The organism is Inquilinus sp. 2KB_23, from assembly GCF_052115705.1.
Classification (GTDB): Bacteria; Pseudomonadota; Alphaproteobacteria; order DSM-16000; family Inquilinaceae; genus Inquilinus; species Inquilinus ginsengisoli_A.
Genome location: NZ_JBFRHF010000007.1, coordinates 214,380 through 227,312 on the forward strand (window position 1 = coordinate 214,380; position 12,933 = coordinate 227,312).

General features: G+C 71.2%; 14 protein-coding genes. 5 read left to right on the forward strand and 9 right to left on the reverse strand.

The genetic code is table 11. The annotated features are described in order from the left end of the window. The first annotated feature begins 73 nt into the window (after positions 1 to 73). The 5 genes from AB4112_RS11610 to AB4112_RS11630 all read left to right on the forward strand — a co-directional run bounded on the left by AB4112_RS11610 (position 74) and on the right by AB4112_RS11630 (position 4,566). The gene (locus tag AB4112_RS11610) at positions 74 to 766 is read left to right on the forward strand and encodes a hypothetical protein (protein WP_441719693.1); all 693 of its coding nucleotides are present in this window, start codon (positions 74 to 76) and stop codon (positions 764 to 766) included. A 221-nt stretch (positions 767 to 987) separates the two neighbouring features. Further along, on the forward strand, positions 988 to 1,971 hold the full coding sequence (locus AB4112_RS11615; RefSeq protein ID WP_441719696.1) for an ABC transporter permease: 984 nt from the start codon (positions 988 to 990) through the stop codon (positions 1,969 to 1,971). Then, positions 1,971 to 2,819, forward strand: a complete 849-nt coding sequence (locus tag AB4112_RS11620) for an ABC transporter permease (RefSeq protein WP_441719699.1) — start codon at positions 1,971 to 1,973, stop codon at positions 2,817 to 2,819. The genes AB4112_RS11615 and AB4112_RS11620 overlap by 1 nt, the downstream gene beginning before the upstream one ends. Continuing rightward, positions 2,816 to 3,625, forward strand: coding sequence for an ABC transporter ATP-binding protein (locus AB4112_RS11625; RefSeq protein ID WP_441719702.1), 810 nt, complete (start codon positions 2,816 to 2,818; stop codon positions 3,623 to 3,625). Before AB4112_RS11620 ends, AB4112_RS11625 begins: the two co-directional genes overlap by 4 nt. After that, positions 3,622 to 4,566: an ABC transporter ATP-binding protein gene (locus AB4112_RS11630; protein WP_441719705.1), complete on the forward strand. Its 945-nt coding sequence runs from the start codon at positions 3,622 to 3,624 to the stop codon at positions 4,564 to 4,566. Before AB4112_RS11625 ends, AB4112_RS11630 begins: the two co-directional genes overlap by 4 nt. 4 nt (positions 4,567 to 4,570) lie before the next feature. On the opposite strand, the gene AB4112_RS11635 is transcribed toward AB4112_RS11630, so the two are convergent. From AB4112_RS11635 to AB4112_RS11675, 9 genes are all read right to left on the reverse strand, one after another. Next, entirely contained in the window at positions 4,571 to 4,825 is a 255-nt protein-coding gene (locus AB4112_RS11635) for a hypothetical protein (protein WP_309797872.1), read from the reverse strand. 90 nt (positions 4,826 to 4,915) lie between these two features. Further along, entirely contained in the window at positions 4,916 to 5,779 is an 864-nt protein-coding gene (hpnK, locus tag AB4112_RS11640) for a hopanoid biosynthesis-associated protein HpnK (protein WP_441719794.1), read from the reverse strand. Continuing rightward, on the reverse strand, positions 5,776 to 7,209 hold the full coding sequence (hpnJ, locus tag AB4112_RS11645; RefSeq protein ID WP_441719712.1) for a hopanoid biosynthesis associated radical SAM protein HpnJ: 1,434 nt from the start codon (positions 7,207 to 7,209) through the stop codon (positions 5,776 to 5,778). The genes hpnK and hpnJ overlap by 4 nt, the downstream gene beginning before the upstream one ends. Further along, entirely contained in the window at positions 7,206 to 8,363 is a 1,158-nt protein-coding gene (gene hpnI / locus AB4112_RS11650; RefSeq protein WP_441719714.1) for a bacteriohopanetetrol glucosamine biosynthesis glycosyltransferase HpnI, read from the reverse strand. The genes hpnJ and hpnI (AB4112_RS11650) overlap by 4 nt, the downstream gene beginning before the upstream one ends. A gap of 257 nt (positions 8,364 to 8,620) precedes the next feature. Continuing rightward, positions 8,621 to 9,772 (reverse strand): bacteriohopanetetrol glucosamine biosynthesis glycosyltransferase HpnI, encoded by a 1,152-nt coding sequence (gene hpnI, locus AB4112_RS11655; protein WP_441719716.1) that lies wholly within the window; start codon positions 9,770 to 9,772, stop codon positions 8,621 to 8,623. A gap of 348 nt (positions 9,773 to 10,120) precedes the next feature. After that, entirely contained in the window at positions 10,121 to 10,591 is a 471-nt protein-coding gene (locus tag AB4112_RS11660; RefSeq protein WP_309797865.1) for a hypothetical protein, read from the reverse strand. A gap of 101 nt (positions 10,592 to 10,692) precedes the next feature. Then, entirely contained in the window at positions 10,693 to 11,418 is a 726-nt protein-coding gene (locus AB4112_RS11665) for a lysozyme inhibitor LprI family protein (RefSeq protein ID WP_441719718.1), read from the reverse strand. Next, entirely contained in the window at positions 11,415 to 12,182 is a 768-nt protein-coding gene (locus AB4112_RS11670; protein ID WP_441719721.1) for a lysozyme inhibitor LprI family protein, read from the reverse strand. The genes AB4112_RS11665 and AB4112_RS11670 overlap by 4 nt, the downstream gene beginning before the upstream one ends. Positions 12,183 to 12,210: 28 nt before the next feature. Continuing rightward, positions 12,211 to 12,909, reverse strand: coding sequence for a class II aldolase/adducin family protein (locus tag AB4112_RS11675; protein ID WP_441719723.1), 699 nt, complete (start codon positions 12,907 to 12,909; stop codon positions 12,211 to 12,213). Positions 12,910 to 12,933: the final 24 nt, after the last annotated feature.

A 12,933-nucleotide genomic window follows, 5' to 3' on the forward strand; every position in this document is an offset into this window, starting at 1 on the left:
GCATCGATCCGACTCGCCGGCCACTCCATAATCGCAGTTGCGTTAGCTGATGCATTTGTTCATGATATGTTCCATGGACAAGGCGCCATACGACTCCGAAGCCACCGAGACCCAGCCCGCCGATCCCGACCGGGAGTGGACGGGGTGGGCGCTGGGCACGCTGCGCGAGCTGGTCGATATCGGCATGCGCACCGCCCACCGGATCGAGATGCAGCAGATGGCGACGCCGATTTCGCCGCCGCCGCCCGATTTCGCGCTGATGCAGGCGCGTGTCGCCCGCGCCGTGCGCCTGTCGATCGCCATGACCGAGCGCATCCGCGAGGCCTACCGCGCCCGCAAGGATGAGGCGGAAAAGGCCGCGGCGGAATTGCGCGAGCGCCGGCAGCGGCGGCGGGCGCAGGTCGCCCGCGCCGTGGTCGCGGCGGTCGGGGGCGGCCCGTCCGCCGATGCGGGCCTGCAGGCGAAGCTGCGGGAGAGCCTGACCGAGGCCGAGACGCCCGATGTCGAGCTCGACACCCTGCCGGTCGACGAGATCGTGCAGCGCATCTGCCGCCGCCTCGGCCGCTCGCCCGACCCGGCCCTGCTGCCCTGGGCGTGGGACGATGCCGGCGGAGACGAAGAGGCGCCCGAGGTGCTGGACGAGCCGGCCGACGAGGGCGTCGAGGATGCCGGCGATCCCGGGGCCGGGGACGGCCCGCCGTCGCGGCCGGACCGCCCTGCGGGCGGCCGGCCTCCGGCCCGGCCGCGGAAGCCGGACAGCAGTTGAGGGGTGGGGGCGTGGCCTCGGCCCGCACCCTTCTTCGTCATTGCGAGGAGGCAAAGCCGACGAAGCAATCCATAGGCCCGCACGAGCGGCCCGATGGATTGCTTCGCTGCGCTCGCAATGACGATGGGGGGGTGGGGGCGCGGGGCCGCGCACAAGCCTGTGGCGTCGGGGACTCCGCGGGGTAAGCTGGCGGCGTCGCGGATCGCCGGGGCCATCATCGCATGAAGTCGCTCCTCGTCCGGCGCCTGGTCCAGGCGGTGCCGGTGCTGCTGATCGTCATCTGCCTGGACTTCCTCCTGCTGCACCTCGCGCCGGGGGATGCGGTCGACGCGCTGGCGGTCGAGCTGGGCGGCAGCGACGCCGGCCTGGTGGCGCAGCTGCGCGCCGATTACGGGCTCGACCAGCCCTGGCCGGTGCAGCTCGGCCTCTACCTCTCCCATGTCGTGCGGCTCGACCTCGGCTGGTCGGTCGGCTTCTCCCGCCCGGTGCTCGGCCTGGTGCTGGAGCGGGCGGGCAACACCGCGCTGCTGATGGCCGCCGCCCTCGCCTTGGCGCTGTCCTGCGGCACGCTGCTCGGCGTCGCCGCGGCCCGGCAAAGCGCAAAGGGGCGCGCCGGCCGCTGGGCCGACACGCTGATCACCGGCTTCGGCCTGCTGCTCTACGCCATGCCGGGCTTCTGGATCGGGCTGATGCTGATCGTCGCCTTCGCGGTCAAGCTGCGCTGGCTGCCGCTGGCCGGCCTGGCCGAGGTGCCCGACTTCGCCACCGGCTGGGCCGCCGTCGCCGACACCGCCCGGCACCTGGTGCTGCCGGCGGTGGCGCTGGCGCTGATGTATGTCGCGATCTACCTGCGCCTGATGCGCGCCGGCATGCTGGAGGTGGCGGGCAGCGACTATGTCCGCACCGCCCGGGCCAAGGGGCTGTCGCCGCGCCGCATCACCTGGCGCCATGTGGTGCGCAACGCGCTGCTGCCGATGGTCACCCTGTTCGGCGTGCATTTCGGCTCGGCGCTGGGCGGCAGCGTGGTGATCGAGAGCGTCTTCGCCATCCCCGGCCTCGGCCGGCTGGCCTATGAGGCGGTGACCCGGCGCGACCTCACCTTGCTGCTCGGCATCATCCTGGCCAGCGCGGTGATGGTGATCCTGGTCAACCTGGCGGTGGACCTGCTGTACAGCCGGCTCGATCCGCGCCTGAGGCGCCGCTGATGCGCGTGCTCCGCCGCCTGCTGCGCGACCGCAACGGCTGGCTCGGCCTCGCCGGGGTCGGGCTGGTGGTGCTGATGGCGCTGTCCGCCGGCTGGGTGTTCCCGGGCGACCCGCTGGCCATCACCGGCCCGGCGCAGCTGCCGCCGTTCCAGGACCCCGCCCATTGGCTGGGCACCGACCGGCTGGGCCGCGACGTGCTGGCCCAGCTGTTCCACGGCGCCCGGGTCTCGCTCAGCGTCGGGGCGGCGGCGGCGGCGATGGCGATCGGCATCGGCACCCTGGTCGGCACCGTCGCCGGCTTCCTCGGCGGCTGGGCCGACGAGGCGCTGATGCGGCTGACCGAGGCGTTCCAGACCGTGCCCAGCTTCGTGCTGGCCCTGGCGCTGATCCTGGTGCTGGGGCCGTCGCTGGCCAGCGTGGTGGTCGCCATCGGGGTCGGCGCCTGGCCTGGCCCGGCCCGGGTGGTGCGGGCCGAGATCATGGCCCTGTCGCGCCGCGACTATGTCGACGCCTATCGCTGCATGGGCATGGGGTGGGGCGAGATCGCCTTCGCCAAGCTGCTGCCCAACGCGCTGGCGCCGGTGCTGGTGCTGGCGACGGTGACCGCGGCGGCGGCGATCCTGATCGAATCGGCGCTGGCCTTCCTGGGCCTCAGCGACCCCAACCGGGTCAGCTGGGGCAGCATGATCGCCGATGGCCGCGCCGTGCTGCGCACCGCCTGGACTCTCTCCGCCATCCCCGGCCTCGCCATCGCCGTGGCCGTGCTGTCGATCAGCCTGCTGGGCGAGGCGCTGACCGTGGCGCTCGACCCGCGGCGGGCCGCCGACCCGAGGCGGGGGCGGCGATGAGCGGCGAGCCGGCGATGCTCGCGATCCGCGGCCTGGCGGTCGACTTCTTCGGCGAGGGCGGGGCGGTGCGCGCGGTCGACGGCGTCGATCTCGACCTCGACCCCGGCGAGACCCTGGCGGTGGTCGGCGAATCCGGCTCGGGCAAGTCGACCCTGGCGCTGGCGGTGCCCGGCCTGCTGCCGGCCTCGGCCCGGGTCGCCGGCTCGATCCGGCTGGCGGGGCAGGAGCTGGTGGGGCTGGGGGAGCCGGCGCTGCGCGTCCTCCGCGGCCGCCGCATCGGGCTGGTGTTCCAGGAGCCGATGACCAGCCTGAACCCGGTGCTGACCATCGGCGAGCAGGTGCGCGAGGTGCTGGAGGCGCATGGGCTCGGCCGCGGCCGGGCGGCGCTGGCCCGGGTGGTGGAGCTGCTGGCCGAGGTCGGCATCGCCGATCCGGCGTCGCGCGCCGGCGCCTATGCCCATGAGCTGTCGGGCGGCATGCGGCAGCGGGCGATGATCGCCATGGCGCTGGCGGCCGACCCCGCGATCCTGATCGCGGACGAGCCGACCACGGCGCTCGATGTCACCGTCCAGGCCCAGATCCTCGACCTGTTCCGCCGTCTGCGCGACCGGCGCGGCATGGCGCTGCTGCTGGTCACCCACGACCTCGGCGTGGTGGCCGAGCTGGCCGACCGGGTGGCGGTGATGCAGGCGGGACGGGTGGTCGAGACCGGCCCGGCGCGTCAGGTGCTCGACGCGCCGCAGCACGGCTACACAAGGCAGCTGCTGGCGGCGACGCTGTCGCTGGATGGCGGGGCCGCCGCATGACCGCGCCGCTGCTGCAGCTGGACGGGGTGGTGAAGCGCTTCGGCCGGGCGCCGGATGCGGTGCAGGCGGTCGACGGCGTGTCGCTGGCGATCGCGCCGGGCGAGGTGGTCGGGCTGGTCGGCGAATCCGGCAGCGGCAAGTCGACCCTCGGCCGGCTGGTGGCGCGGCTGGCCGACCCCGACGCCGGCGCCATCCGCTTCGACGGCCAGGACGTCACCCGCCGCCAGGGCCGCGCCCTCGGCCCGCTGCGGGCGCAGATCCAGCTGGTGTTCCAGGACCCCTACGCCTCGCTCAACCCGCGCGACACGGTCGGCCGTGCGGTCGACGACCCGCTGCGCGTCTCCGGCCTTTCCAGGGCCGAGCGCCGCGACCGGGTCGCCTGGCTGCTGGACCGGGTGGGTCTGGGTGGCGGCTTCGCCGACCGCTACCCGCATGAGCTGTCCGGCGGCCAGCGCCAGCGCGTCGCCATCGCCCGGGCCCTGGCGCTGCGGCCGAAGCTGGTGGTGTGCGACGAGCCGGTCTCGGCGCTCGACGTCTCGATCCGGGCCCAGGTGCTCGAGCTGCTGGCCGAGCTGCGCGCCGAATTCGGCCTCGCCTATCTCTTCATCAGCCACGACCTGGCGGTGGTGCGCCATGTCGCCGACCGGGTGGCGGTGATGCATCTCGGCCGCATCGTCGAGACCGGGCCGACCGCGCGGGTCTGGACCCGGCCGGGGCATCCCTACACCAAGGCGCTGCTCTCGGCCGTGCCGCGGCTGCACCCGCGGCCGGGGGCCGAGCGGATGCTGCTGGAGGGGGACCCGCCCAGCCCGCGCCACCCGCCGTCCGGCTGCCGCTTCCGCACCCGCTGCCCGCTGGCCTTCGACCGCTGCGCGCAGGAGGATCCGCCGCCGGTCGATCTCGGCGACGGGCAACAGGCGGCGTGTCTCCTGGCCGGCTAATGGATCACTTGCAGCTGCAGGCCCCGCCGACGCCGGCCTTGAGATTGGCCTCGACCCAGCGCGTGGCATCCGGCCCGAAATCGAAGCTCGGCCCGATGATGCAGATCTCCGAATCCCCGCGGTCGGAGCGCATCTCCTGCGGGTCGCGCGGGTCGACCTCGATCCGGTCGTTGATGCAGTAGACATAGGTGGTCATGGCCAGCGCGCTGCCGGGCGCGAGCAAGGCCAGCAGGCTGATGACGAAACGGGTCGCACGCATTGGATGCCCCTCCCTCGGCCCGGACCGGTTCGCGATCATCGCCGGAACTCCGCCGGGCACCGCATTGATGCCCCGGGAAGATGGTTTTCGTCAGGCGGCGGGAAGGCCGGACAGGGGCTGCGGGTCGCCATAGCCGCCCAGGCGGACATCCGGCCGGCGGGCGGCGGCGATGCATTCCGGCGCCAGCAGCGCCGCCAGCTCGTCGGCATAGCGGTAGCCCGGCGCGGCGCCGTCGAAGCCGCCCGAGGTCGCGGGGTGGGTGTAGATCTCGATCCGGCCCTCGGGCAGGCGGTGCAGCAGGCCGGCGACCCGCTCCGCGGTCATCGCGCCGGACCAGGCCAGGCCGAACACCGCATCGGGCGTGGTCAGCCCGGCGCGGCGCGCGCGGCGGCGCAGCAGCCGGGCCCAGGGGCCGGCCGCCGTGGCCAGGGGGCGCCGCGACCCCGGCTCGACCGCCGCCAGCACCGACGCCGGCTCGACCGGCACCCGCAGGTTGCGCATGCCATGGCGTTTGCCGACGGCGATCACCGCCTCGGCGATGACCGGATGCAGGTGGTAGTGCTTGTGGGCGTCGACATGCTCCAGCGGCAGCCCGGTCGCGGCATAGGCCGCGAACTGGGCCGCGATCTCGGCCTGCAGCTGCCGCCGCACGGCCGGACGCAGGGCAATCTCCAGCCCCAGCCGTGCCATGTCGATGCGGAAGCGGCCGTTGCTGTCGACCAGGTCCGGCACCTGCTCCGGCGGCAGCATCGGCCACGCCTCGATCAGCACGAGGTGCAGCCCGACCCTCAGGTTGGGCAACCGGCGGGCGCGGGCGACGGCGTCCGCCGCCGCCGGCCCGGCCACCATCAGGCTGGCGGCACTGAGGATGCCGTCGCGATGGGCCAGCTCCACGGCCTCATTGACCTCGGGCGCGATGCCGAAGTCGTCGGCCGTGACCGCCAGCAGCCTCAGAGCGAGGCTGCCTTGCGCTCACGCAGGAAGCGGAAGAACTCCACGCCCTCGCGCAGCCGGCGCTTCATCATCTCCGGGCTGCGCACCATCTCGCCGACGATCGAGGCGATCTTCGGCGCGCGGAAGTAGAAGCGCCGGTAGAAATCCTCGACCGAATGGAAGATCTCCTGGTGGCTCAGATGCGGGTAGTGCAGCGGCGCGATCTGAACGCCCTTGTCGTCGACCAGCTCGGCGTTGGCGGCGTCGAGCCAGCCGTTCTCCAGCGCTTCCTTGTACAGGTGCGTGCCCGGATAGGGCGCGGCCAGCGACACCTGGATGGTGTGCGGGTTGATCTCGGTGGCGAAGCGGATCGTCTCCTGGATCGTGTCCTTGTTCTCACCCGGCAGGCCGAGGATGAAGGTGCCGTGGATCTGGATGCCGAGCTCGTGGCAATCCTTGGTGAACTTCTTGGCGACCTCGATCCGCATGCCCTTCTTGATGTTGAACAGGATCTGCTGGTTGCCGGATTCATAGCCGACCAGCAGCAGCCTGAGGCCGTTGTCGCGCATCACCTTCAGCGTCTCGCGCGGCACATTGGCCTTGGCGTTGCACGACCAGGTGATGCCGAGCTTGCCCATCTCGCGGGCGATCGCCTCGGCCCGCGGCAGGTCGTCGGTGAAGGTGTCGTCGTCGAAGAAGAACTCGCGGACCTGCGGCATCGCCTGCTTGGTCCAGCGGATCTCGTCCATGACATGGCCGACGCTGCGGGTGCGGTAGCGGTGCCCGCCCACGGTCTGCGGCCACAGGCAGAAGGTGCAGCGCGATTTGCAGCCGCGGCCCGTGTACATCGAGACGTAGGGGTGCTTGAGGTAGCCGATGAAGTAGTCTTCGATCCTCAGGTCGCGATGGTAGACCGGGGTGACGAAGGGCAGCTTGTCCATGTTCTCGAGGATCGCCCGCTCGGGGTTGTGGACGATCACCCCCTCGGCGTTGCGATAGGACAGGCCGTCGATCCCGGACCAGTCGCGGCCGTCGGCCACTTCCTTGATGGTGAAGTCGAACTCGTTGCGCGCGACGAAGTCGACCAGCGGCGACCCCTCCAGCCCGCCATCGGGATCGACCGCGACCTTGGCGCCGACGAAGCCGGCCTTGATCGACGGGTTCACCGCCTTGAGCGCCTCGACCATCTTCAGGTCGGAGCCGAAGGAGGGGGCCGAGGTGTGCAGGACGACGAGGTCGTAATCCTTGGCCTGGGCGGCGACTTCGGCCGGGGTGATGCGCGACGGCGGGCCGTCGATCAGCTTCGATCCCTCGACCAGCGCGGCCGGCTGGGCCAGCCAGGTCGGGTACCAGAAGGACTTGATCTCGCGCTTCGCCTGGTAGCGCGACCCGGCACCGCCGTCGAAACCGTCGAAGGATGGGGCCTGCAGGAAGAGTGTTTTCATGGTCATGGGGAGGGGGGCCTCCGATCCGTCATCAATGTGCCGTCAGGGACGAGTTGGTAGAGATGCCCTCGCCAGTTCACGCCGTGGCCGAGATAGCTCACGACGAAAACCGCGAAGGACAGGATGTCGCGCGCGGGTATCAGCCAATAGGGATGGCGCGGCTGATGGTAGGCGCGTTCCAGCCGGATGCACAGTGCGATCCGGCCGATGAGGGCCAGCCCTGCAAGGACGAGGGCCGGCAGCCCGCCGCCCAGCGCCCAGGCCAGCAGGGCCAGCGGCAGGGGATGGGTGATGATCGACCCGGCATAGCCGAGGGGGTCGATGCTCTTGATCGTCCGCGCCCAGCGCAGCTCATGCGCCCATAGCGCCCGCAGCGAATCCTCGCTGCAGAGATGGCTGATCGGCTGGGCCGGGATGGCGACGGTGCGGCCGCGGGCGCGGATCGCCACGCCGATCGCGTGATCCTCCGCCAGCAGGTCGGCGAAGGCTTCCATGCCGCCGATCTCGGCCAGCATGGTCCGCTCCATCACGATGGTGGTGCCGAGGCAGGGCTCGGCCATGTTCAGGCCCAGGCCGACGATCACGCTGGGGGTGAAATGCGCGTCCATGCCCAGCGCGATCAGCTTCGACCACAGGCCGCCGGTCGGCAGGCCGTGATACAGGCAGGTGACGCAGCCGACGCCGGGGGCCTGCAACTCCGCCACCACCTGGCGCAGATGGTCGCGCCGCACCCGCACGTCGCTGTCGGAGAACACCACCACGTCGTGGCGGATCGCCTCCGACATGTTGATCAGGTTCGAGACCTTGCGGTTCGAGCCATAGCGGCGCGGGTCGACCACCAGCTCCAGCGCCACCCTGGGGAAGGCGTGGCGCAGCCGTTCGACCACGGCGATGGCCGGGTCGCGCGCATCGGCGACGCCGAGCAGCAGCTGGATCGGGCCGGGATAGTCCTGGATGCAGAAGGAGGACAGGTTCTCGAACAGGCCGGGTTCGGTGCCGTGCAGTGGCTTGATCACCGTCACCGACGGGAAGCTGCCGGGATCGGCGGCGCGGCGGCGCATGTGGCGGCCGATCATCACGACGCCGAGCCCGAGATACAGGCAGCCGGCCAGGGCCATGACCATGAGCAGAATCGCCGGCAGGGATTCGAGCGTCGTCATCGTCCGGTTCCTGCGCGTTTCCCCTGTGCCGTCCGCACCGATCCGCCGGCGCGAGGGGCCGGGCCCGACGGGCACTCCGGTCGTCCATGCCGGGTCCGGCACAGGCTGCCCGCACCCGGAATCATTGGCGGCAGGCTACGCAGTCGGCTCACTTTAGGGAATCGCTAAATTTCACGGCAGCCGGCCGGGCGCCAGAAGCGGCCCGGACCGGGCATCGCGGCCGCCGGTCGGCAGGATCTGCAGGAACCAAGGGTGCGTCATCGCGAAGGGGGCCGCCGATCCGTCATCAGGGTGCCGTCGGGAACCAGCCGGTAGAGATGTCCCCGCCAGTTCACGCCATGGCCCAGATAGCTGGTCACGAACACCGCGAAGGACAACAGGTCGCGGGCCGGAATCAGCCAATAGGGATGGCGTGGCAGACCGTAGGCGCGTTCCAGCCGCAGGCACAATGCGACACGACCGACCACGGCCAGCCCGGCCAGGGCCAGGGCCGGCAGGCCGCCGCCCAGCGCCGCGGCGACCAGCGCGAGCGGAAAGGCATGGGTGACGACTGATCCGGCATGGCCCGCCGGATCGATGCTCTTGATCGTCCGGGCCCAGCGCAGCTCATGCGCCCACAGCGCGCCGAGCGAGGCCTCGCTGCAGAGATGGCCGATGGTGAAGGACGGCACGGCGATACCGAGCCCTCGGGCGCGCACCGCGGCCCCCATGGCGTGGTCGTCGGCGAGCTGGTCGGCGAAGGCCTCGGCCCCGCCGATGGCGTCGAAGGTGTCGCGGCCCAGCGCGATGGTCGACCCGAAGCAGGGCTGGGCCATGCCCAATCCCAGGCCGTTGACCACGCCAGGCAGGAAATGGGTGTCGATCGCCAGGGCCGACAGCCGTGACCACACCCCGGCGGCGGCGACGCCATGGTACAGGCAGGTCACGCCGCCGGTGCCGGGCCGCTGCAGCTCGCCCACCACCCGGCGGAGATAGTCGGGCCCCACCCGCATGTCGCTGTCCGACAGGATGACGGTGTCGTGGCGGATGACCTCCGCCATGTTGGCCAGATTCGACATCTTGGGGTTCGACCCGTGCCGGCGCGGGTCGATCACCAGGGTCAGCTCCTTCAGGGGGAAGGCGTGGCGCAGCCGCTCGACCACCAGGACGGCGGGGTCGCGCACATCGGTGACGCCGAACACCAGCTGGACCGGGCCGGGATAGTCCTGGGCGCAGAACGAGGCCAGGTTCTCGTACAGGCCGGGCTCGGCGCCGTGCAGCGGCTTCAACAGCGTGATCGAGGGGAAGGCCGCGGCCGGATGGGGCGGGCGCCGGGCATAGCGCCCGACCGCCACCGCGCCGGCCAGGATGTAAAGGCAGCCGAGCAGCGGCAGGAGCAGCAGCAGCGACATGACGAGGCGCGGGATCACGAGCGATCCTCCGCGCCGCCGTCCAGCCAAGGAGCCGGACTGGCGGTGCCAGTCACACCGGCACTCTGCGCCGGGCTGGCAAGGGGTTTCACCCGCATGATTCCGACCGTCGCTGTGCTTGACCGGAATCGGGCCGGGTGAGCCCGTGCGATGACTATCCGTCTTCTGCTATCCGGTGCCGCGGGACCGGATCTGCCGGCCGCGCGGGCATGTGAATCCATACCCGCCAGGACTATCGGCGGGGTGGGGCCATGGATTCAACTTACGGTCTTGTGATCTTCGGCCGGGCGGTCCTGGCCGGGCCTTCGGCGGTGTGGGCGGCCGGGTGTGCTCCGGCCGCCCGCCCCCTCAGCCGCCGGTGGCGACCCTGTAGTCCGGCAGGGCGCCGAGGTCGCCCTTGTAGACGAAGGCCGGATGGCCCTTCTGCAGCACCGGGGTCAGCTGGCTGTAGTCGGCCGCCACCAGCCGGCCGCCGACGCCCAGCGTGCCGCCGATGCGGATGATGGCCAGCAGCACCTGGCCGTTCGGCGCGATCACGAAATCGGCGATCTCGGCGATCGGCCGGTGGGCCGAATCCAGCACGTCGGACTTCACCAGGCGGCTGGCCAACGAGCCGTAGGACGGATCCTGCGGGTTGGCGATGGCCTCGTCGATCGCCTTGGCGGTGTCCTGGTAGCCCTGCTGCACGGTGCGGCCGGCCTTGTCGAGCGCATTGCCGGCCTGATCCAGCAGGTTCTGGACGTCGCTCTGCGCGAATGCCGGTCCGGCCAGGAGGGCGATGGTGGTAAGGGCGGCCAGGGGCAGGCGAATGGAACGCATGGTCTTTTCTCCAGAAGCGCGGAATCGCGAACGCGTCACGAGAAAGGGGCAATCGGCGCGGAAGTTCCGTGAAATCGGTGCGGCGCCGGGCCGTGCGGGGATCAATCGGGGCTGAAGCTGGTGTCCAGCTGGTCGATCCGCTCCATGGTGCGGTCGGCCAGGCAGCGGCTCCGCTGGGCCTCGCCGGCCAGCCGCGCGGCCAGCACGCAGTCGCTTTCGACGAACTGCGCCCATTTGCGCTGCGCCGCCATGAAGGCGTCGCGCCAGCTCTTGGCCGCGGCGTCGTTGACCTCGGACGGCAGGTTCTCCGCCAGCTCGGCGGCGAAGGCCTTCAGCTTGCCGGCATACAGGCGGTGCAGGCTCTCGAACGGGTCCTTCGGGTCCAGGGTGCCGTTGTCGTAGTCCGACAGCATCAGCACCGTTTCGGGATCGTGGTTATAGAAGCCGTTGTAGTCGATGCGCAGGCTGACCCCGCGGTCGCCGGTGGCGGTGGAGGGATAGGTGACCAGCAGGAAGCTGTCGGTGCTGCGGGTCTCCAGGATGCGGTAGGCATAGCGCCCGACCGGCACGCTGTTCTCGACGATGGCCAGGGCATAGCACTCGGTCGTGGTCTGGCCGATCCCGGGCAGGGTGCTGTCGCAGTCGCCTTCGGGGCGCAGCACGTCGATGCCGCTCTCGTCAGTCAGGCGCAGCAGCATGTTGACCTCGGCCGGCCCGGCCTTCACCGCCAGGACCTCCACGGTCAGCACTTGCTCCGCCCAGGCCGGCAGGGCGGAGCCGAGGAGGCCGATCGCCAGCAGCAGCCCGGCCAGCCCGGCGCGGATCATGGCGTCGCCCCGGCCATGCTGCGGCGCAGGACCGTCAGGTGGTCGATGCGGTCGGTGGTGCGCAGCGTCCGGCACCAATCGGCCTCCAGCGGCGTCGGCATCAGCGGGGCCGTGCAATCGGCCTCCTTGGACGCCACCCAGTCGCGCTCGGCCTTGATCAGCAGCGACCGCAGCGCCGGGTCGCCGGTCACCTGCGGGCTGCCGGTCAGCCCGGCATAGAGCGCATTCAGCCGCCGGTCCTGGAAGGCGTAGAGCGGAGCCCAGGGGTTGTCCGGGTCGGGGAAGGCGTCGCTGGAGAAGCCGGCCATGTCGATCCCCGCCTCGGGATTGTGATTGCGGACCACGTCGTTCCCCAGCGTGAAGGACAGGTCGATGCGCAGGGTGCGGGCATAGCGTGGCTCGACCGGCGTGTGGTAGCGCAGCTGCAGGTAGCCGACCGTGCCGTGGTTGAACAGCTGCTGGTACGACAGGGCGGAGACGGGCTGGCCGTTCTCGGTGGCGACGATCTTGTAGCAGGCGACCTCGGGCGGATCTTCCCCACGGGTGTAGCCAGTGCCGTCGCACTGGTCCGAATCGGCCGGCAGGGCGCCGGGATCCAGCCCGTCACCGGTCACCATCAGCACCAGGCTGACGTCGTTCCGCGCGCTGGTGGTCGCGGCGATCACCTGGACGTCGATCGACGGCGCCGGCGCGTCCGCCGCCGCGGCGGCGGCCGGGCCGAACGCGACCAGCCATCCGGCGATCACGGCAAAAGCGCGTCTCATGATGCGGGGCGGATGCGGAAGCGGGGCCTCAGGCGACGTTGCGCGGTCGCGGCGTGTCGTCGACGCCGTCGATGTCAGGCGCCTGGCCGTAGCTCATGCGCCGCATCTGCTCCATCACCCGGGTCATCTCGGCCTCGGTCAGCCGGGGCGGCTCGCCGATCGCCAGGGCGTGGACATACATCTTGGCCAGCACCTCGACCTCGATCGCCCGCCACATCGCACGGGCGAAGTTCTCGGCCAGCACGATCAGCCCGTGATGGCCCAGCAGGCAGGCGGTGCGGCCCTCCAGCGCCTCCAGGGCATAGTCCGACAGCTCCTGGGTGCCGAAGCAGGCATAGGGGGCGCAGCGGATGTCGATGCCGCCGGCCACCGCCACCATGTAGTGGAAGCAGGGGATGCCCTTCTCATGCACCGCCAGCGTGGTCGAGAACACCGAATGGGTGTGCAGCACCACATTGGCGTCGTCCCGGTTCTTCAGGATGTCGCGGTGGAAGCGCCATTCCGAGGACGGCATCCGCCGGCCCTCATAGCTGGCGTCGAACGACATCTCGACGATGTCCTCCGGCTGCATCTGGTCGTAGGGCAGGCTGGTCGGGGTGATCAGCATGCCGCCGTCGATGCGGTGCGATACATTGCCCGAGGTGCCCTGGTTCAGCCCGCTCGAATTCATCTCGCGGCAGATGTCGATGATGCCCTGGCGCAGGGCGAGGTGGCTGGGGGCGGGCATCGGTTTCCTCGGGGCTTGTCGTTG

Coding starts and splice junctions, on each gene's coding strand:
- AB4112_RS11610 (WP_441719693.1), top strand. CDS start 74: ATGGACAAGGCGCCATACGACTCCGAAGCCACCGAGACCCAGCCCGCC.
- AB4112_RS11615 (WP_441719696.1), top strand. CDS start 988: ATGAAGTCGCTCCTCGTCCGGCGCCTGGTCCAGGCGGTGCCGGTGCTG.
- AB4112_RS11620 (WP_441719699.1), top strand. CDS start 1,971: ATGCGCGTGCTCCGCCGCCTGCTGCGCGACCGCAACGGCTGGCTCGGC.
- AB4112_RS11625 (WP_441719702.1), top strand. CDS start 2,816: ATGAGCGGCGAGCCGGCGATGCTCGCGATCCGCGGCCTGGCGGTCGAC.
- AB4112_RS11630 (WP_441719705.1), top strand. CDS start 3,622: ATGACCGCGCCGCTGCTGCAGCTGGACGGGGTGGTGAAGCGCTTCGGC.
- AB4112_RS11635 (WP_309797872.1), bottom strand. CDS start 4,825: ATGCGTGCGACCCGTTTCGTCATCAGCCTGCTGGCCTTGCTCGCGCCC.
- hpnJ (WP_441719712.1), bottom strand. CDS start 7,209: ATGACCATGAAAACACTCTTCCTGCAGGCCCCATCCTTCGACGGTTTC.
- hpnI (WP_441719714.1), bottom strand. CDS start 8,363: ATGACGACGCTCGAATCCCTGCCGGCGATTCTGCTCATGGTCATGGCC.
- AB4112_RS11660 (WP_309797865.1), bottom strand. CDS start 10,591: ATGCGTTCCATTCGCCTGCCCCTGGCCGCCCTTACCACCATCGCCCTC.
- AB4112_RS11665 (WP_441719718.1), bottom strand. CDS start 11,418: ATGATCCGCGCCGGGCTGGCCGGGCTGCTGCTGGCGATCGGCCTCCTC.
- AB4112_RS11670 (WP_441719721.1), bottom strand. CDS start 12,182: ATGAGACGCGCTTTTGCCGTGATCGCCGGATGGCTGGTCGCGTTCGGC.
- AB4112_RS11675 (WP_441719723.1), bottom strand. CDS start 12,909: ATGCCCGCCCCCAGCCACCTCGCCCTGCGCCAGGGCATCATCGACATC.